This window comes from Salinimonas marina, from assembly GCF_015644725.1.
In the GTDB taxonomy this organism is placed as follows: domain Bacteria; phylum Pseudomonadota; class Gammaproteobacteria; order Enterobacterales; family Alteromonadaceae; genus Alteromonas.
This window is the reverse complement of the sequence record NZ_CP064795.1, coordinates 132,745-151,946: the sequence shown is the minus strand read 5'-3', so window position 1 is coordinate 151,946 and position 19,202 is coordinate 132,745. Positions and strand designations below refer to the sequence as shown.

Below are 19,202 nucleotides of genomic sequence, written 5' to 3'. Positions count from 1 at the left end.
AAAAAGAAGGGAATAAAACTGCTGGGCTATAGATCAGAAAACAGCTCAGACAATAACTGACCGTACAACGTTTTGAAAAGAGACTTAAAAACCACGATGAAAAACAACACGCTGCCCACCCCGCGCGGGGCAACCAGCGTATTGTCAGGTTTGCTATCAGAACTGGTATTGAACGCTCAGACGGGCATTTACCGGCTCGCCGGTGCCTATATTGTTAGCGTTATGGGCTGACGGGAAATATTCTTCGTCAAACACATTCTCAACATTCAGCTGAACCTGCATGTTCTCACTGTAGTCATAATAAACCGCGGCATCTACCCGCCAGAAATCAGGCAGTTCCACGTCATTGTTCAGTGTGGCGTATTGTTCAGATTGATACAACACACCCAGGCCTACACGCCAGTCATTGGTCAGTGAGTACTGGTTCCACAAGGTAAACTTATGCTCTGGCAGTTGCGCTAAATCGCGGTTCGCGATGTCACCATCCACTACCCGGCCCAGCTCTTCGCCATCTAAGTTGCTGTAGCCTGCATTAATTTCCCATTGCCTGGTAAGCTGTCCCACCATCTGAACTTCAAAACCGGTGGTCTCAGTACCTGTCAGAATAGAACGTTCCGGATTGTTTGGATCCTGAGTCGCGCCATTTTCACGCTCTACCTCGAACACTGCCGCATTGATGCTCAGGGCATCGTTGATGTTCCACTTAACCCCTACTTCGCGGTTTTCAAACTCTTCAGCATCCAGCGCCTGGGACGTCAGTGATAATGACAGGAACTGATCGCCCGAGCGCGGCAGGAAAGATTTACTGTAGCTGGCGTACAATGAAATGTTATCCATTGGCTTGTAAATCACCCCTAGACGCGGGGAAACTTCGGTATCGGAGCTGCTCAGCAAACCATTGTTACCGTCCTGGCTGCCATTGGCGGCTTCAATTTTGTCTGCCACATCAATATCAAAATTGTCATAGCGCAGCCCGGCTACCACCATCCACTGTTCTGTCAGTTCAATCTCATCCTGCACAAACAATGAGGTAAACATAACCTCAGAGGCACGATCACGGACCGGATCAGTAAGGGTCATGGCCGGAATATCCAGCGGGTTGCTGAACATAAAGGTGACCTGGTCATCCTGCGTTTGTGCAAAGAAGACATCACGGCGTGCATTTTCAGTGTCCTGGTCGCCATACTCAGCGCCCATCAGCAAAGTGTGGGCTACCCCAAAGCCTTCCAGCTGACCCACCAGGTTAACCTGGAACAGAGTATTCTGACGTGAAGTGGTATCTTTATAGCCATCCAGTGTCACGGTGCCTGCAGTGTCATCAAAGTTGACCGGGTACAGGTTTTGATACAGCTTATCGTAATCCGCATATTGCAGCGTAGCATTGCTGGTCCAGGTGCTGTTGATTCGATGCTCAACACGTAACTTGGCGATATGCGCTTCCAATGTAGTATTGTTGAAGCCAGGCTTACCAAAGTAAGTGTCCTGGGCATTCATTAATGGCTCGCCATTTAACGAAGGCACACCCCGGTCTACCACCCGGTCATCATCCACATACTCATAAGAGGCACGCAACATTGTATTGTTATCAAGCTGCCAGCTATAGGTGGGATTCAGGGCAAAGCGTTCGCCATCTTTAAAGTCACGGTGATTGTCGATAGCGTCGAATACACCATTAAACCGAAATGCCTGACCGTTACCAGTCACCATATTGGTGTCCACACTTACCGAGCCTGCTGAAAACGTGTCGATGCCCGCGCTTAGTTCAGTGAAGTCTTTATCAATCTCTGCAACCTTGGTCACGCGGTTAACCACGCCACCGCCGCCACCGCGGCCAAATAGCAATGCATTGGCGCCGCGTAATACTTCAACACGCTCTAAGTTATAGAGGGGGCGAAAATACTGCACATCATCTCGTAACCCATCCACAAAAAAGTCTGCCGTGGTGTTTTGCCCACGAATAGTAATCTGGTCCCGGTGGTCTTCACCAAGGCCAATGCTTACCCCAGGGGTGTACTGCATCACGTCAGCCACGCTGAACAGGGCTTGTTCGTTAATCTGCTCTTCACTGATTACCGATACCGATTGAGGTACATTAATCAGTAATGTTGGTGTTTTTACAGAGTCAGCAACTTGCTGGCCAAAAAAGGCGCCACGTACCGTGATACGCTCAAGATCAGATTCTTTGGGGGCAGAGTCAGCTTGCGCATAGGCGCTGCTCAATGTCAGAGCCATACCAACCGCAATGGATAATGTGTGCTTTTTCACTGGTGTCCTCTAAAATTTTTATATGAGAATGATAAGAATTATTATTCGCGATGGATGATAAACACATTCTTTCGCATTGAAAAGGCTTCACCCCAAATTAAATAAGAATAATTATCATTCATAGCTTAGATGCGCTTTCTGTGCAGCGTTTCATCCGCGCCCGATAAGCGCATGGAGGAATGGCGCATGGAGGAATGGGGCATGGAGAAGGTGGGGCAGAATGTTCGCTCGCTATAACCACGAAGGTTGAGGGAGGGTTTGGCTACGCCAATAAAAAACGCCGCCCTAAGGCGACGTTTTTGTTATCAGTGCACAAGGTGTTTTACCACCAGGTCGCATAGAAGGCGATAAGAATTGCCACCACCGCAAAAGCCGATATATTGAAGCTGGTTCGAGTGCCAAATTCCACTTCGTTGACATTCACCGCCCGTGGATTATCTCCTTCGCCCTGAATCAAAGAGATAGCAATCGCCAGCCCTGAGCACAGTAAAAAGACAATGCCGACCCGGTCGATAAAGGGGATATCCGGCAAGAAAACCCAGAACACTAAGCTAAAGATAAACGAGCCCAGCGCTGCCACCAAGCCGCCGGTGGCGGTGGTTTTTTTCCAGAACATACCAAGAATAAACAACGCCACAATGCCTGGGGTAAAGAAGCCGGTGAATTCCTGAATGTACTGAAACGCCTGATCAAAGTTTCCTAACAGTGGCTTGGCCACCACCATCGCAATAATCAATGACACAAAGCTGACAATCCGTCCGACCATAACATAGTGTTGCTGGCTCTCATCGGGTTTACGATCCCGATAAATATCCATGGTGAAGATGGTCGACACACTGTTGGTCATGGAGGCCAGCGACGAGACTATCGCGGCAACCAGGGCGGCAAAAATCAAGCCTTTAAGCCCCACAGGCATCAGTGTCATCATTGAGGGATAGGCCTGATCGGCTTTGTCCAGATCCGGTGACAGAATCACTGCAGCAATACCCGGAAGTACCACAATCAATGGCATCATCAGCTTTAAAAATGCGGCAAAGGCGATGCCTTTCTGGGCTTCGGCAAGATCTTTTGCCGCCAGGGTGCGCTGAATAATGTACTGATTAAAGCCCCAGTAAGACAGATTCATGATCCACATGCCGCCTATCAACACTGAAATCCCTGGCAAACTGTCATAGTGCGGACTGTCTTCAGATAAGATCATATCGAATTTTTCGGGCAGACGATTGGTCAGGTCAACAAAGCCCTGCCAGGCCCCGTTACCGTCGCTGATCATATTTAAGGTGGTATACGATAAGAACAATCCGCCAATGACCAGCAGCACAACCTGAATAATGTCGGTCATAGCCACCGCTTTTAATCCACCATACAGTGAATACGCCAGCGAGAAGGCCCCTAAGAAAATCATTCCCCAAATCAAATCCACACCCGCGATGGTATTAATGGCCAGTGCGCCAAGCCATAAAACCGCGGTGAGATTGACAAAGATGTATACGCCGATCCAGAAAATCGCCATGACTTTACGAACACGGTGGTCATAGCGCTGCTCCAGAAACTGGGGCATGGTGTAAATTTTGTGCTTTAGAAATATCGGCAAAAAGAATTTGCCCACAATAATCAGCGTCAGCGCGGCCATCCATTCATACGAGGCAATCGCTAACCCAATCTGATAACCAGAACCGGACATGCCTATGATTTGTTCAGCTGAAATATTCGCCGCGATCAATGACGCACCAATGGCCCACCATGGCAGGCTTGAGCCGGCCAGAAAGTAATCGTTTGTATCTTTTTCGTGGCCTTTCTTCTCGCGCGAAACCCAGCCTGCAATACCAATTAGTGCGATAACGTAAATTACGAATACCGCGAGATCTAACGTCTCGATTTTCATAGTGCACCCAACATTTTTGTTGTTTTATTCTTTCAGTTTAGCCTGTCGCGATCAGGCAAAAGCCCCCCGCACTGCTGAGCATACATAGATAGTTGGTGTCAGCCCAGTTTGATTATGATAAAAGTTATTAACAGTATCCGACACCTTTTCTACCATATTTTTTGGAATTAATGCTACTACGCAGCCTCCAAAGCCGCCGCCGGTCATTCTGACCCCGCCTTTATCACCGATAACACCCGCAATAATATCCACCAGATAATCGATTTGCGGTACGGTGATTTCAAAGTCATCACGCATCGAGGCATGGGACTGAGCCATCGCCTCACTGACTTTTGCTATGTCCGCGGCCTGTAATGCCGTGAACATGGTCTGGGTTCGGCTATTTTCAGTAATCACGTGGCGGGCCCGGCGATATACATTATCAGACATTTCACTGCGGCTTTGCTCCAGTCCGGCCAATGAGGCATGGCGCAGACTTTTCACCTTGAGGGTACTGGCAGCTTGCTCACACTGGGCTCTGCGGGTGTTGTATTCACTATCCACCAGCCCTCGTTTTACATTGGAGTTGATGATCACAATTGCCAGTTCTTCGGGTAGCGGGGTATGCCGGAATGTCAGCGACTCGCAATCCAGCAGCATCGCCTGGTCTTCACGACCCAACGCACTGATCAACTGATCCATGATGCCACACGAACAACCCACAAAGTCATTTTCGGCCTGCTGCCCCAGTAACGCCGCCTGCACCCCTTCCAACGACAAACCATAGGCCTCACTAAAGGCACGCAAAATCGCAATTTCAAATGAGGCAGAGGAGCTCAGGCCGGCGCCCTGGGGCACATTACCGGTAATCATCAGGTTCATACCGCCGATATGCGGATGTGCCTGTTGCAGCATTTTTACCACACCGCGCACATAATTCGCCCAGCCGTCTTGCTCATCAAACCGAATGTCATCCAGCCTAAATGTATTTTCACTGGCCCCGATATCCATGGCCACTGCGACCACCTGTCGGTCACTGCGAGGGGTAGCAGCTATCCAGGTGCCAAAATTTATCGCCGCCGGAAACACGAAGCCCTCGTTGTAGTCGGTGTGTTCACCAATCAGATTAACCCGGCCGGGGGCATGCACCAGGTGCGCTGGCTCGATGCTGAAATGGGTTAAAAAGGCCTTTTGTAAATCGTGGTTATTGAGCATCAGCGCCAGTCTCCTTGTAATGCATCGCAGGTAAAGCTTTTAGCCGGGCCGCGGCCTGCTCGGGGGTAAGATCCCGCTGGGCTTCAGCCAGCATTTCATAGCCCACCATAAATTTTTTCACCGTTGCCGAGCGCAGCAACGGAGGGAAAAAATGAGCATGGAGCCCCCAGGGCAAATGTTCGGTCCCATCAGCCGGGGCACTATGCCACCCCATTGAGTAGGGAAACGAGGTTTTAAACAGATTGTCGTAGCATATCGTTATCTGCCCGATGATATCTGCCAGGCTTTGCTGCTGCACAACGCTCAGGGCGGTCAGCGAAGCAGCTTCGAAACGGGGTAATAATAAGATCTCGAATGGCCAGGCAGCCCAATAAGGAACAATTGCCGCCCAGTCTTCATTAAGCCGCACCACCCGTTCATCGGCGTCAACTTCCCGCTTCACGTAGTCGGCCAGCAGGCTACGCTGATGCCGGGCAAAGTATTGCTCAAACTGCGTTTGTTTCTTCTGTGCCTGGGTGGGCAGATGGGTTTGCGCCCATACCTGCCCATGGGGATGAGGGTTTGAACAGCCCATTACCGCCCTTTGTTTTCAAATATCTGTACCCACTGGTATTGTTGCGACAGCTCACGGGCCTGGCTGACCCAGGTCTGCACCACGGCCAGGCGCTGGTTATGCGTAAGCTCAGGCAAGGATTTACTATGGTCGGCAGAAAAACATATAACCCGGCTGCACCCTTGTTCGGCGTGCATGCAAAAGAGCGGATCATCATTTTGCGCCGGCGGGGTGTCTTGCTGTAACGCGGCAAAATCATTGTTGAATACAAACGTGGTGTCATACTCAGGATTATGTTCACCATTAATACGGGTGTTGCCCGGACACAGGTAGCAGGTTGCATCGTAAGCGGGTGACTCGGCCTGGTCGGTAGTTTCAGACTGGCCCTGCCACGGCCGTTTGGCCCGGTGCGGCGAAACCAGCACCCATTCGTCCAGTAGGGGGTTGTATCGACGATGCGGATGTTCGGTAGGATCAAAGGTGGTGGTCATAGCACTCTCTTATTTTGTTCCGAGGTATCACCCGGTGACACCATTTTTTGCCAATTACCCGCAACCAGCAGGGTAAACGATTAACCTTGCAGCCAGTAAAGCACCCGTGTCACTACGATGAGGCGCCAAATCCAGCTGGCCCCGGGAGTTATCGGGTACTGAATTTGTAAACGATACGGCTTTGGTATTGCTCGCCCGGGCGTAACACCGGGTTAGGAAATCCGGATTGATTCGGTGCATCCGGAAACTGTTGCGGCTCCAGGGCCAGGGCATCCCTATCGCAATAATGACGCCCCTGTTTACCCGGGGCACTGCCCGACAAATAATTGGCCGAATAAAACTGCACCCCGGGGCTGGTAGTAAACAGCTCCATGGTACGGCCCGAGACAGGCTCACAGACCCGGGCTACCGGCATACGGCCATTTCGATACACTTCTGGTACCACAAACGTATGGTCATAGCCATTGCCTTTTTTAAGCTGCGGGTGTGCTGTCTCAATACGCGCCCCCACAGCCTGCGGCTGGCGAAAATCAAAGGGCGTACCCGTCACGGCCATGGGCGCGCCTTCGGGGATAAGGGTGTCATCCACAGCAAGAATGTGGTTGGCCTGTAATGTCAGCTGATGCTCCAGCGCCGTGCCGCCCCCGGCCAGATTAAAATAACTATGACCGGTCAGACTCAGGGGCGTGGCTTTATCGGTAATTGCGTCAAACACCAGGCTCAATTCATTGTGCTGGTTCAAAGAATAGGTGGCCGTAATATGCCGGTTGCCGGGAAAACCACCCTCGCCGTCTTTGCACAACGTGCTCAACACCAGCTTACATTCGTGGTGGTTACATTCTGTGTCGGCTTGCCATAGCTTCTTTTGCACACCGGCCACCGAACTATGCAGAGTGTTGGCGCCCTCATTGGTCTGCAATGGATAAAATGTGTCATCCAGCCAAAATCCTTTACTACCGATACGATTCGCATACGGACCGACAATGGCCCCAAAACAGGCATCATCGCTGACATAATTGGCTAAATCATCAAATCCGGCCACCACATCGTCAACCTTTCCATGCTGATCCGGCACCCGCAGGGCCGTGATAATGCCGCCGAAATTGATAATATCCACCTGCATCTGATGCTGGTTTTGTAAGGTGAACAGACGGACGGTTTCATTGCCCACGGTGCCATAGACTGATTCACTGATGGTACACCCCTGTGAGTTAGTCTGTGCTGAAAGTGCCGACGCCATAATTTCCTCTGGATAGTTAACGCAAACCGATGATGGTACCAAGGCCATAATTTACGGCCACAATAAAATATCGTCTTCCATCTAGGTTATACGTTTTCCCTGCTATTGAAAAGCGCTTGCCGGCAAATCTCTGATTAAGCCATGTCTTTACGGGAAAATTTTTCCTCTGAGGGCGTTATTTTTATCCCGGACATGCTAATCTCATCTGGCTATTAATCCAGGGTAAACGACCCCAAGAAAGGATGTACTGACGTTTCATGGCTACCATCAAAGATATTGCAAATGCTGCGGGCGTGTCCCTGGCGACCGTGTCCCGGGTGATAAACAATGGCCCCAAGGTGGGCGACCAAACCCGCGAGCGGGTAAAAAAAATCATGCAGGAGATGGGTTACCGTCCCAATGCCAATGCCCGGGCACTGGTAACCCAGAAAAGCGCCTCTCTGGGAGTGGTGATTGCAGAACTGCTCGATCCGTTTTTTGCCACCCTGGCCCATGGTATCGAGACGGTTACCCGTCGCCACAATGTGCAAATCCTGATGAGCGCCGGCTCAATCGAAAAACAAACCGAATTAAAAGCCATCGAAACCCTGCTAGAACACCGGGTCGAAGCCATGGTGGTACACAGCAAAGCGCTACCCGATCAAACCCTGATTGACTTTGCCCGCCAGGTTCCCGGATTTGTACTGATTAACCGTTACATTCCCGAAATCAGTCATCGCTGTGTTTGGCTGGACAATGTGACCGGTGGCCGGTTGATGGCAGAACATATGATAAAAAGTGGTCACAGAGACATCGCAGTCATTAGCAGCCGCTACCAGATTGTTGACCCGATTCAACGTCTCGACGGTATTCGCCAGGCCTTTTCCCAGGCAGGATTAACCCTGCCAGAGAGTCATATCGAATACGCCACGCCGGACCAGGAAGGTGGCGAAAAAGCAATTCAGAATTTGCTCGCCAAAAGCATCCCGTTCACCGGCGTGCTGGCCTACAACGATGCTATGGCGTCCGGGGCGATGACCATGTTGCAGGACCATCATATTGATATTCCTGCCCAGGTATCGATTATTGGCTATGATGATGTACTGCTGGCAAAATATTGTCGGCCCAAACTGACCACCTTGCGCTATCCGGTAGAGATGATGGCCGCCAAAGCGGCCGAACTGGCACTGGCCTACGCCCGTGGTGAAGAGCCCCAGAACGGTAATACCTATAAATATACGCCTACCATTGTAAAGCGCGAATCGGTGGTTAATATCTGACCCGTGAAGTACTTTTGTTTGTGCTTTCAGGCAGGTACACTGAATTACACAAAAGCTGACAAATGGGGATGTCCGTGGCGCCGCCTGATTATTCTACCTACACCATTGCCGAGCTACGAACCGCTTTGCAAAATGTCGATAAACAAACAGATCCTGAACGTGCCCGTGAAATTGAACAACACTTAATAGATGCCGAAGCCCGCCAGCGCCAGACCCAGGATGAGGCAGAGCTGGACGAGATTAATGATATTGAACACTTTACTGTGGCCCGCCGCCGGGAACGTTTTGCGGCCGCCATTATTGATGCTCTGGTCAGTATTCTGGCTGCCATCCCCTTCTGGATTGTGGCCAACCCGTTATTGGAACAATTGGGGCTGACCTCTCCCCAAAGCGGCTTTCTGGCACTGTTTCAATCATTTTTGCTTGGGCTGTGTTATGGGGTACTGATGTTCTTGTTGATCAACGGTTACCTCATTGCCACCCGCGCTCAGACCATCGGCAAACATTTTTTGCATATTCAGGTACAGACACTCGAAGGCCGGCCCGCCACCTTTAGCCGCTATGTGTTTAAACGGCACCTGCCGATGTTACTGGCGTATTCGTTGCCGGTCCTCGGCGCCGTCATTGCGCTGGCAGATATTTTATTTATCGCCGGCAAACCCCGTCGGTGTCTGCATGACTATGTGGCAGGTACCCGGGTGGGGTATATTTCCAGCTAAACCGGCGGCTCTTCGCACCGGCGTACTCCAGACCGGCAATGACCGGCAAAAACTGCTCTTCGCCGCCCATTGTTAATAATAATATCAACTACGAGAACACGAATGAAAATGCGCACGCTTTATAAGCCCCTGGCCAGCCTACTGCTGCTAGTCAGCACCGTTAGTCCGGCCGACACCGGCCTTACTGATACTCAGGAACAAACCTTACAAACCCTTAAGCAACAAGCACTTGAAGACGATCTTTCCTATCAGCTGATTGAGTCTCTCACCACTGAGGTCGGCGCCCGCCTGGTGGGCTCTGAAGGTGAAAAGCGCTCGGTGACCTGGGCCGTAAACAAAATGAAGGCACTGGGTTTTGATAAGGTCTGGACCGAAGAAAGTGACGCGCAGTTGTGGCAGCGGGGCGATATTGAGGCCCGTATCAGCAGTCCGTTTCCCCATCCGGTGGCCGCCCTGGCCTTAGGTAACAGCGTCGGCACCGATGGTAAAACCATTGAAGCTGAGGTCGTGGAGTTTGCAGATTTGGCGGCACTTCAGGCCGCTCCGGCCAATTCGCTGAACAATAAAATTGCGTTTGTATCCTACAAAATGGAACGTCACAAAGACGGCCATGGGTATGGCAAAGCGGTCGGCGCCCGGGTGGTAGGGGCGTCTGAGGCGGCCAAAAAAGGTGCGGTTGCGTTTATCATGCGCTCTGTAGGCACCGATTCGAACAAACTGGCGCATACCGGCGTATCCCGCTATGCCGAGGGCGTGAAAAAGATTCCGGCGGTGGCTATTTCTAACCCCGATGCGGATTTGCTGCAAAACGTTCTGGGCCGAAGCCAGCCGGTGATATTTGCCTTAAGTACCAGTGCCAGTGGTCCTTCTGGCAAAACCACCACTATTGCCAATGTTATCGGCGAAGTAACCGGTGCCCGCACCCCTGAACAACTGGTTACCCTGGGCGCCCACCTGGACAGCTGGGATGTGGGCACCGGCGCCATTGATGATGGTATAGGGGTGGGCATCACCCTGGCCGCAGGACACTATCTGGCTGGCCTGCCTACCCGGCCCGACCGCACCCTGCGGGTGATATTATTCGCTGCCGAGGAAGTGGGCCTGCTGGGTGCAAAAGACTATGTAAAGCAGCACCAACAGGAGATGTCCCAGCATGTTATTGGCGCCGAGTGGGATTTTGGTAATGGCAAAATTTATAAACTGGAGCCAGGCGTTAACCCCGAGGCACTGCCGGCCATTCAAAGCTTTGCCAGACATCTGTCGTCGCTAGGCGTGTCAATGGCCAGCACCAACTCAGCGAAGGGGCAGTCTGATATGAGCGCGCTGGGTGAAGCCGGGCAGCCAGCGGTCAATTTTAACCCCGACGGCAGTGATTATTTTGATTACCACCATACCCGCAACGATACCCTGGATAAGGTCAATGCTGAGGCATTAAAAACCAATACCGCGATTTATACTATGTTTGCGTACTTTGCGACCTCAACTACGGCCGAGTTTCGCCGCCCGCCGCAGACGGCCTCACGCCAGACTCAATAACCCGGGTACAGTTCGAACGACTGTAAAAACTCCCGATAGCGGGGCACCACTTTGTGGTGCTCCATATTTTCTGCATGGCGTGCACCCGGCACCACAATAATCTCTTTATTGAAGCTGGGGGACACATCATACAGCTCCCGGCCAAATGCTACCGGGGTCAGTTCGTCATCCCGGCCTGCCAGAATCAGCAGCGGCCCGTGATAGTTTCGAATGTAATCGGCATTATCTACCATAGCCAGGTCGGCAGACACACTCAGATAGGTAAAGTATTTGGTCCATTGCGGTACCATATTCTGGGCCACATCCGTGATCCGGTTAATCGCACCATCGAGTACCAGCCCGTCCACTTCTCGCACTGAAGCCACATAGCTGGCCACAATACTGCCCATCGATAAGCCATGCACCACGGTGGGTAAATTCCCCGGAAATACGCTTTTCCCATAATCATAAATTTGCAGGGCGTCGGCCTTGATATTGGCCATGCGCATGCCAGGGGCTTTCTGGCTGGCGCCCATTCCCTGGTAGTCTACCCACAGGATGTTGGCGGGTATTTTACCAAACTGGTGCATCAGCCCCGAAGACTTTGAAATGGTCATGCCGTTGCCGCCAAAAAACACAATGTTGACCACCGGCTCGGGGTACGACACCGCGATGCCCTTGAGCATAATCCCTGAGCGTTGGTAAGCTGTACCGTGGTAATCGACACCTCCGCTTCATCCCGGTTTACCCGCTGATGCAGCTGGGTGGTATCAATCAGGGTAACCTCCTTATCCTGATGCACAAAGGTGGCGGTACTGACATCAATGGCACACCCTCCCAGGGCGAGCGTGGTTAGCGTGAAAAGAATGCTAAAAAGAACACTGGAACTGACCTGCCAGAAAGGGTGTTTGTTCATTACCCGGTTCACTGTATCTCTCGTTATGGTTAGTAAAGCTTTAAAGCAGCGCGCCTGTTAGCCGTACCCGGGCACTAGCCCTGGGAATCGGGCACCTGAATCACGCCATTGTGCACCAAAATACAATCCATCTGTGCCCGTCGGGCGGCCTGCTCGCCAATCTCGGTATCTTCAAATACCACGCACTGCTCAGGGGCAACCCCCATATGTTTTGCCACATTTAAAAATGTCTGCGGATGCGGCTTGCCCTGGGTAACATCGCTGGAGGTGACCAACGCATCTATTCGCGCCAGCAGACCATGCTGGGCGAGTAACTTCTCGGCCTGAGCCCGATCCGCACCAGTGCCTATCCCGATTTTCATCGTGGGCCGGTAGTACTCAAATACCGCCATGGTATCTTCAATCAAGGTTGGGCTATGATCCAGTGCCATCCAGGCATCGCGTTTGTAACGCGCGACTTCTGCTGGCGCATGGGTCAGACCATGCTTGTCATTCAGAATTTCTACGGTGGCGATACTGGGTACCCCACCCAGATTGTGCAAAAAAGCACGGTCAAATGGATACCCGTAATGCTCACACGTTTGTTGCCAGGCCTGTAAGTGCGAACCCATCGAATCCAGCAAGGTGCCGTCCATATCAAATACAATGCCGCGATAGCCTGATAAATCTACTTTCATGGATGCTCCTTTGTGGTGCGTAACGGGCGAATAATGCCGGCTGCGCGCCCCTGAGCTGGTGATCACCAGCTGATTAATGTTCAAAACTACGTAAGGTTTGGGTGGCTTGCATATGATCAAAGTCACTATTAACTTTTAAATACACCACGCCTTCCAGGGCGCTGATACGGCTTTCTTCCACCCCCATCAGCTGACTCAGTGCCAGGCGCAACTCACCTTCCTGATGCATCCTAACGGTAGTATGCAAAGTGACTCGCTTAACCCGGGCCACCTCGCGCAGCCCGGCTAATACCCATAACCAGCCTGCCGCTGCCAGCGCGCCCACTGCATAGGCGGCAGCAGCGGAGAAGTGATCGCTTACAAACCCTGCCAGTATGCCGCCCATAAAGGCGCCAAAAAACTGAAAGCTGGCGTACAGGCCCATGGCCGTGCCTTTACTACCTGCCGGCGCGATACTGGAAACCAGCGCCGGAAAGCTGGCTTCTAAATAATTGAACCCGGTAAAAAACAGAATAACCGCGGTAACCACCAGCCATTGACTGCCATCATTATAAGCCAGCATCGCAAAGGCCAGGGCCATAAACAGAGCCGATAACAGTACCAGCGAGCGGGGCATACGGCCCGGGCTATCCCCATCAAGATGACCAGACCCACTATCGAGACTGCCAGCACCGGCAAATACAATTCCCAGTGACTTTCCAGGGTCATATCAAAATGCACCAGCGTCAACGGCAACTGCACAAACAACAAGGTGATCATCATATGCAATACCATTACGCTGACATTCAAGCGCCACAGCTGTGATGAAAACACCAGTTGCCGCAACTGCCCGGCGCGCGGCAGTACATCGGAGCTGTTAAACATCACCACGGTGGGCACCGCCCACTGGATCAGCGGCATGCAGCACAGCGCAAATACACCGGTCAGGGCAAATATCCCGGCCAGTCCCCAGTGTTGGGCAATCAGCGGGCCTACCAGTACCGCCAGATAAAACGAAAACCCAATGGCGATGCCAATCACTGCCATCACCTTGGCGCGCTGGCTTTCACGACTGACATCGGTGGCCAGGGCCATTATGGCTCCGGCGATGGCACCGGCGCCCTGTAAAATTCGCCCTATGACCATCATGGTCAGAGTATCCGCGCTGGCCGCAATAAAGCTGCCTAATGCAAAGACCGCCAGGCCGAGCAAAATCACCGGTTTTCGACCCCACCGATCAGACAGCATGCCCATGGGGATTTGTAAGGCGGCCTGAGTCAGGCCATAGCCTCCTATTGCCAGTCCCACCAGCACAGGAGAATAATCCGGATAGTCCATCGCGGCGACGGCCAGCACGGGCATCACCATGAACAGCCCCATCATTCTAAGCACATATACCAGTGCCAGTGTGAGGGCCGCACGTAACTCTATCGCGTTCAAAACCTTACAATTCCTCTGCATTAAATAGGCGGCAAAGTGTACCACAAAATCTGGCCCCGCCCATCCGCCGATTACGCTGCCAAGGTGATCTGCACAGGGCTGGCGGCGTAACTAAAGATTATTTTTATGACCCAGTATGGCATACTGGATCTTTTGGCAAATGTTGGGTTTCAATGGATAAAATCGAAATACGTGGTGCCCGCACCCACAATCTGAAGAATGTCGATTTAACAATTCCCAGAGACAAGCTGGTGGTTATTACCGGTTTATCTGGTTCGGGAAAATCCTCCCTCGCCTTCGATACCCTGTATGCAGAAGGTCAGCGCCGGTACGTGGAGTCGTTGTCTGCCTATGCCAGGCAGTTTTTGTCGATGATGGAAAAGCCTGATGTAGACCATATCGAAGGTTTGTCGCCAGCGATTTCTATTGAACAAAAATCCACTTCCCACAACCCGCGCTCTACCGTGGGGACCATCACCGAGATCTACGATTATCTGCGTCTGATGTTTGCCCGGGTGGGCACCCCGCGCTGTCCTGATCATGATGTACCATTGGATGCCCAGACCATCAGCCAGATGGTGGACAAAGTACTGGCGATGCCCGAAGGCTCCAAGCTGATGCTGCTGGCCCCGGTTATCTCAGACCGTAAAGGTGAGCATGTTAAAATGCTGCAAAATCTGGCCTCACAAGGCTTTATCCGGGCCCGGATTGATGGTGAAGTCTGTGACCTGTCGGATCCGCCGGAGCTGGATTTACATAAAAAGCACACGATCGAAGTGGTAGTCGACCGTTTTAAGGTACGTGACGATCTGCAGCTACGCCTGGCCGAGTCCTTTGAAACCGCGCTGGAGTTGTCGGGAGGCAATGCAAAGATTGCCGATATGGACGACCCCGATGCACCGGAGACCGTATTTTCGGCAAACTTTGCCTGTCCACACTGTGGCTATAGCCTGAGCGAGCTCGAACCCCGGTTGTTTTCCTTCAACAACCCGGCAGGGGCCTGTCCAACCTGTGATGGTCTGGGGACCCGGCAGTTTTTCGACCCTACCCGCATTCTGACCAATGACGAGCTCAGCTTATCCGGCGGTGCCATCCGCGGCTGGGACAAACGCAGTTATTACTACTTCCAAATGCTGCAGGCTGTGGCCGAACACTATGATTTTGATTTAACTAAGCCATTTGGCGAGCTGAGTAAAAAAGCGCAGGACATTGTGCTGTATGGCTCAAAAGGTAAGTCGCTTAAATTCAAATACATTAATGACCGCGGCGACATTATGGAGCGCAAACATCCATTTGAAGGGGTTATTCCCAACATGGAACGCCGCTACCGTGAAACCGAGTCTAATGCGGTTCGCGAAGAACTGGCTAAATACCTGGCGCAGCAGCCTTGCGATACCTGTGGCGGTTCGCGGTTGCGTGAAGAAGCCCGCAATGTGTTTATCCAGGATACCAATTTGCCCAAAATTGCCGGTATGTCGATTGCGGATGCGTTTGATTTCTTCGACTCTCTGGACTTAGTGGGCCAAAAAGCGCAGATTGCAGAAAAGATCCTCAAAGAGATTCAGGACCGCCTGACCTTTTTGATCAACGTCGGTCTGAATTACCTGAGCTTATCCCGTAGTGCCGATACCTTATCGGGCGGTGAAGCCCAGCGTATCCGACTGGCCAGCCAGATTGGCGCCGGCCTGGTCGGGGTGATGTATGTGTTGGATGAACCTTCCATTGGTCTGCATCAGCGAGACAACGAGCGTCTGCTTAAAACCCTGACCCGCCTGCGGGACTTGGGCAATACCGTGTTGGTGGTAGAACACGATGAAGATGCTATTCGCGAAGCCGATTTTGTGATTGATATTGGTCCGGGTGCGGGCATGCACGGCGGCGAGGTCATTGCCGCAGGCTCATTAGACGACATCCTTAACTGTGAAGACTCACTTACCGGGAAGTACCTTTCTGGCAAAGAGCGCATCGAAATTCCCTCGCCCCGTACGCCGGCCCAAAAAGACAAGTGGGTGACCCTTGAAGGGGCCACCGGCAATAACCTGCAGGATGTTACCCTGAATATTCCGGCAGGCTTGATGACCTGTGTCACCGGAGTCTCCGGCTCAGGTAAATCGACCCTTATCAACGATACCTTTTACCGCATTGCCCAACGCGAGCTGAATAATGCTACGGCCAATGAGCCGGCCGCCCATCGCAGTATGAGTGGCCTCGAGTTGCTGGATAAAGTGGTGGACATCGACCAAAGCCCCATCGGCCGGACGCCGCGCTCTAACCCGGCGACCTATGCCGGAATTTTCACCCCCATCCGTGAGTTGTTCGCCGGCACCCAGGAAGCCCGTTCGCGCGGCTACAAGCCAGGTCGCTTCAGCTTTAATGTAAAAGGCGGACGATGCGAAGCGTGTCAGGGCGATGGCGTCATTAAGGTCGAGATGCACTTTTTACCTGATGTGTATGTGCCCTGTGATGTGTGTAAAGGCAAGCGTTACAATCGCGAGACGCTGGAGATTCAGTACAAAGGTAAAAACATTAATGAAGTGCTGAGTATGACGGTAGAAGAAGCCCGGGAGTTCTTTGATCCCATCCCGGCGATTGCCCGCAAACTGCAGACCTTAACGGATGTGGGGCTGGCGTATATTAAGCTGGGCCAGGCCGCCACCACGCTGTCGGGCGGTGAAGCTCAACGGGTCAAGCTGGCCCGGGAGCTGTCTAAGCGTGATACCGGTCAGACCTTGTACATTCTGGATGAGCCCACTACCGGCCTGCATTTTGCCGATATCAAGCAATTGCTGGCGGTACTGCACCGGCTACGGGATCATGGCAATACCGTGGTGGTCATCGAGCATAATCTGGATGTGATTAAAACAGCGGACTGGATTGTGGACCTGGGGCCTGAAGGCGGCTCAGGGGGTGGACTTATCATTGCCGAAGGGACGCCTGAAGAGGTGGCTGAAGAGCCCGCCTCACATACGGGCCGTTTCCTGAAACCCTTGTTGACTCAGTCCCGTTAATATTGACCCCGACGCCCGCCGTGCTATGGTGGGCGCTATCTGACACTCAATATTAACAAGTTGTACCATGACTGATAACACGCCTTTAGAAACTACTTTTGATGTTCGTTTTTGTGAAACTGATGCCCTGGGGCACGTGGGCAATACCACGTTGGTAGAGTGGTTTGAAGCAGGGCGCGATCCGATTTTTCGTTTTTTCACTCCTGAGCTGGACCTGACCAACTGGCCGCTGATCCTGGCCAGCTATCATGTCGATTTTCACGCGCAGTTGTTTTATGGCAAAGCAGTAACCATTAAAACCTATATCAGCCGGGTGGGGAAAAGCTCGTTTGAAACCCTGCAGGAAGCCTGGCAAAACGGGGTTAAATGCGCCACCGGCACCACCACTCTGGTGCATTTCGATTTTAAAACCCAGCGCTCGGCGCCAATTTCTGATGACGTCAAAACCCAACTGATGGCACATTTTAGGGAACAGTAAGTATGTACGGTGAACAAACCGACTTTATTGAAGTGATTGATGATGTGTTGCCCCAGTCCCTGTGTCAGGACATCATCACCCAGTTTGATCAGAGCCCGAACCTGACCGCCGGCAAGACCGGGGGCGGTGTCGATTTGGATAAAAAGCGCAGTGTGGATGTCTCTTTCAGCGATAACAATGAGTTTGCGCCTCTGTTTCAGCCGGTAATGGAAAAAACCGGCAAGGCCTTACTCAGTTACATCGAAAAATATTTTTTTGCGTTAGTCGGGCCCATTGGTCTGACCGTACGCCATCCTGAAACCGGCGAGCCGGTAAAGCTCACGGGCGAGAATTTCGAGGAAGTAGGAAAACCCAATTTGCCTAACCTGCTGAATTACCTGTTTCGGGTGGGCGAGATAAATGCGCAGCGCTATACAGCCGGTGAAGGCGGTTATCCTTACTGGCACTCTGAAGTGTTTCCTCAGCTGCCACATAACGAAGCTCTGCATCGCACATTGTTGTTTATGTATTACCTCAACGATGTGGAAGAAGGCGGAGAAACTGACTTTTTTTACCAGAACCGGTCAATCAAACCTAAAGCCGGGACCATGGTGATTGCACCAGCCTTTTTCACCCATACCCATCGCGGCCAGATCCCCATAAGTAACGACAAATATATTCTCACCTCGTGGTTACTGTTCAGCCGGGCCGAACATATCTATACCGCGGGCGCGTAAAAAGCTCAGGCAGCGCGCCGCAACTGTCTTAGCATACGCAGCGCCGCAATTTTGCCATGCTTGTAACCCCGGTTCAGTTTGCGGCGATCCATCGTCAGCCGTTTCACATTAAAGCCCGCGGGTGGCGCCACGATGTTCAGGTTCAGATCCGCCGGCGGGTTTTGTAAAAAGGCCAGCGTGTCATTGTAAAATTGCGGGCGTTGCAGCAAGGTTTGCAACAAAGCCGGTTGATGACCGTACAGTTTTTCCAGCAACCAGCCTGAGTGTACTGAAGGCTTCGAAAAACCCAGCGGTTGTGACAACACCACGGTAATGTCGCGGGCACCCATCTCATAGGCTTTGCGCACCGGGATTGAATCACCTACCCCGCCGTCCACATACCGGTGCTGGCCAATCTGTGGCTGATCCCGGTACGCCACCGGAATGGAGCAGGAGGCGACCATCAAATCATTAATATTATCCGTAGTGGCCCGCAGATAATCGCACGTCCCGGTATCCACATTGGTCACCCCCACATACACTGGTAATGTCGCTTCCTCATGGGTGCCCTGCTTGTCCAGCTGGGCCCGGGCCTGATGCCACAACCAGTGCACATCGGTCATGTGGCCACCACGGATAAAACGCAAGGGACTGAAAAATTCCCGGCGAGTGGCGTATTCGGTGATCAGGGTGCGGCTTAAACCGGGGATCCCGGCCGCAAAGGTCGACAGATTGGTGGCCCCGGCGGAGACCCCAATAGCAAAGTCAAATGCACAATCTTTGGCTAAAAACACATCCAGAACACCCGCGGCAAAAATACCGCGCATGGCGCCGCCTTCTACAACCAGTGCTGATTTCATGTTCTCATTCCTCGTCGCGCCGATGTGA

Annotated in this window: 14 protein-coding genes and 2 pseudogenes; 6 read left to right on the top strand and 10 right to left on the bottom strand. The window is 52.2% G+C overall.

Annotation, left to right across the window (positions count from 1 at the left end; all coding sequences use genetic code 11):
* Nucleotides 1-156 precede the first annotated feature (156 nt).
* The 5 genes and pseudogenes from IT774_RS00660 to IT774_RS00640 form a co-directional block, all read right to left on the bottom strand.
* A complete protein-coding gene (locus tag IT774_RS00660; RefSeq protein WP_232365055.1) occupies nucleotides 157-2,265 on the bottom strand; it encodes a TonB-dependent receptor in 2,109 nt (702 codons plus the stop codon).
* 322 nt (nucleotides 2,266-2,587) lie between these two features.
* Nucleotides 2,588-4,150, bottom strand: a complete 1,563-nt coding sequence (locus IT774_RS00655; protein ID WP_195810911.1) for a sodium/sugar symporter — start codon at nucleotides 4,148-4,150, stop codon at nucleotides 2,588-2,590.
* A gap of 51 nt (nucleotides 4,151-4,201) precedes the next feature.
* Nucleotides 4,202-5,344 carry a galactokinase gene (gene galK / locus IT774_RS00650; protein ID WP_195810910.1) on the bottom strand — a complete coding sequence of 381 codons (1,143 nt, stop codon included), beginning with the start codon at nucleotides 5,342-5,344 and terminating at the stop codon, nucleotides 4,202-4,204.
* Nucleotides 5,334-6,388 (bottom strand): annotated as a pseudogene (locus IT774_RS00645) (UDP-glucose--hexose-1-phosphate uridylyltransferase). Before IT774_RS00645 ends, galK begins: the two are co-directional and overlap by 11 nt.
* 148 nt (nucleotides 6,389-6,536) lie before the next feature.
* The gene (locus tag IT774_RS00640) at nucleotides 6,537-7,628 is read right to left on the bottom strand and encodes an aldose epimerase family protein (RefSeq protein WP_195810909.1); all 1,092 of its coding nucleotides are present in this window, start codon (nucleotides 7,626-7,628) and stop codon (nucleotides 6,537-6,539) included.
* A gap of 257 nt (nucleotides 7,629-7,885) precedes the next feature.
* Between IT774_RS00640 and IT774_RS00635 the strand changes: the two genes are divergently transcribed.
* The 3 genes from IT774_RS00635 to IT774_RS00625 all read left to right on the top strand — a co-directional run bounded on the left by IT774_RS00635 (nucleotide 7,886) and on the right by IT774_RS00625 (nucleotide 11,142).
* Nucleotides 7,886-8,887, top strand: coding sequence for a LacI family DNA-binding transcriptional regulator (locus tag IT774_RS00635; protein WP_195810908.1), 1,002 nt, complete (start codon nucleotides 7,886-7,888; stop codon nucleotides 8,885-8,887).
* A 62-nt stretch (nucleotides 8,888-8,949) separates the two neighbouring features.
* Nucleotides 8,950-9,606 (top strand): RDD family protein, encoded by a 657-nt coding sequence (locus IT774_RS00630; RefSeq protein WP_195810907.1) that lies wholly within the window; start codon nucleotides 8,950-8,952, stop codon nucleotides 9,604-9,606.
* Nucleotides 9,607-9,708: 102 nt separating this feature from the next.
* On the top strand, nucleotides 9,709-11,142 hold the full coding sequence (locus tag IT774_RS00625; protein ID WP_195810906.1) for a M28 family peptidase: 1,434 nt from the start codon (nucleotides 9,709-9,711) through the stop codon (nucleotides 11,140-11,142).
* On the opposite strand, the gene IT774_RS00620 is transcribed toward IT774_RS00625, so the two are convergent.
* The 4 genes and pseudogenes from IT774_RS00620 to IT774_RS00605 form a co-directional block, all read right to left on the bottom strand.
* The gene (locus IT774_RS00620) at nucleotides 11,136-11,807 is read right to left on the bottom strand and encodes an alpha/beta hydrolase (protein WP_195810905.1); all 672 of its coding nucleotides are present in this window, start codon (nucleotides 11,805-11,807) and stop codon (nucleotides 11,136-11,138) included. The genes IT774_RS00625 and IT774_RS00620 overlap by 7 nt on opposite strands.
* Nucleotides 11,735-12,037: a hypothetical protein gene (locus IT774_RS00615; RefSeq protein ID WP_195810904.1), complete on the bottom strand. Its 303-nt coding sequence runs from the start codon at nucleotides 12,035-12,037 to the stop codon at nucleotides 11,735-11,737. Before IT774_RS00615 ends, IT774_RS00620 begins: the two co-directional genes overlap by 73 nt.
* A gap of 74 nt (nucleotides 12,038-12,111) precedes the next feature.
* Complete coding sequence (locus tag IT774_RS00610; protein WP_195810903.1) at nucleotides 12,112-12,714, bottom strand: HAD family hydrolase; 603 nt, start codon at nucleotides 12,712-12,714, stop codon at nucleotides 12,112-12,114.
* 73 nt (nucleotides 12,715-12,787) lie between these two features.
* Nucleotides 12,788-14,133, bottom strand: a pseudogene (locus tag IT774_RS00605) (MFS transporter).
* Nucleotides 14,134-14,306: 173 nt separating this feature from the next.
* Here IT774_RS00605 and uvrA point away from each other — a divergent pair.
* The 3 genes from uvrA to IT774_RS00590 all read left to right on the top strand — a co-directional run bounded on the left by uvrA (nucleotide 14,307) and on the right by IT774_RS00590 (nucleotide 18,335).
* Nucleotides 14,307-17,141 (top strand): excinuclease ABC subunit UvrA, encoded by a 2,835-nt coding sequence (uvrA, locus tag IT774_RS00600; RefSeq protein WP_195810902.1) that lies wholly within the window; start codon nucleotides 14,307-14,309, stop codon nucleotides 17,139-17,141.
* A 67-nt stretch (nucleotides 17,142-17,208) separates the two neighbouring features.
* Nucleotides 17,209-17,619 carry an acyl-CoA thioesterase gene (locus IT774_RS00595; RefSeq protein ID WP_195810901.1) on the top strand — a complete coding sequence of 137 codons (411 nt, stop codon included), beginning with the start codon at nucleotides 17,209-17,211 and terminating at the stop codon, nucleotides 17,617-17,619.
* Nucleotides 17,620-17,621: 2 nt separating this feature from the next.
* Complete coding sequence (locus IT774_RS00590; RefSeq protein ID WP_195810900.1) at nucleotides 17,622-18,335, top strand: 2OG-Fe(II) oxygenase; 714 nt, start codon at nucleotides 17,622-17,624, stop codon at nucleotides 18,333-18,335.
* Between the two features lie 5 nt (nucleotides 18,336-18,340).
* On the opposite strand, the gene IT774_RS00585 is transcribed toward IT774_RS00590, so the two are convergent.
* Nucleotides 18,341-19,174 (bottom strand): patatin-like phospholipase family protein, encoded by an 834-nt coding sequence (locus tag IT774_RS00585; protein WP_195810899.1) that lies wholly within the window; start codon nucleotides 19,172-19,174, stop codon nucleotides 18,341-18,343.
* Nucleotides 19,175-19,202: the final 28 nt, after the last annotated feature.

What these genes read in the sequence shown, in the direction of transcription:
- IT774_RS00655 (WP_195810911.1), bottom strand. Translation starts at nt 4,150, where the DNA reads ATGAAAATCGAGACGTTAGATCTCGCGGTATTCGTAATTTACGTTATC.
- galK (WP_195810910.1), bottom strand. Translation starts at nt 5,344, where the DNA reads ATGCTCAATAACCACGATTTACAAAAGGCCTTTTTAACCCATTTCAGC.
- IT774_RS00640 (WP_195810909.1), bottom strand. Translation starts at nt 7,628, where the DNA reads ATGGCGTCGGCACTTTCAGCACAGACTAACTCACAGGGGTGTACCATC.
- IT774_RS00635 (WP_195810908.1), top strand. Translation starts at nt 7,886, where the DNA reads ATGGCTACCATCAAAGATATTGCAAATGCTGCGGGCGTGTCCCTGGCG.
- IT774_RS00630 (WP_195810907.1), top strand. Translation starts at nt 8,950, where the DNA reads ATGGGGATGTCCGTGGCGCCGCCTGATTATTCTACCTACACCATTGCC.
- IT774_RS00625 (WP_195810906.1), top strand. Translation starts at nt 9,709, where the DNA reads ATGAAAATGCGCACGCTTTATAAGCCCCTGGCCAGCCTACTGCTGCTA.
- IT774_RS00620 (WP_195810905.1), bottom strand. Translation starts at nt 11,807, where the DNA reads ATGCTCAAGGGCATCGCGGTGTCGTACCCCGAGCCGGTGGTCAACATT.
- IT774_RS00615 (WP_195810904.1), bottom strand. Translation starts at nt 12,037, where the DNA reads ATGAACAAACACCCTTTCTGGCAGGTCAGTTCCAGTGTTCTTTTTAGC.
- IT774_RS00610 (WP_195810903.1), bottom strand. Translation starts at nt 12,714, where the DNA reads ATGAAAGTAGATTTATCAGGCTATCGCGGCATTGTATTTGATATGGAC.
- uvrA (WP_195810902.1), top strand. Translation starts at nt 14,307, where the DNA reads ATGGATAAAATCGAAATACGTGGTGCCCGCACCCACAATCTGAAGAAT.
- IT774_RS00595 (WP_195810901.1), top strand. Translation starts at nt 17,209, where the DNA reads ATGACTGATAACACGCCTTTAGAAACTACTTTTGATGTTCGTTTTTGT.
- IT774_RS00590 (WP_195810900.1), top strand. Translation starts at nt 17,622, where the DNA reads ATGTACGGTGAACAAACCGACTTTATTGAAGTGATTGATGATGTGTTG.
- IT774_RS00585 (WP_195810899.1), bottom strand. Translation starts at nt 19,174, where the DNA reads ATGAAATCAGCACTGGTTGTAGAAGGCGGCGCCATGCGCGGTATTTTT.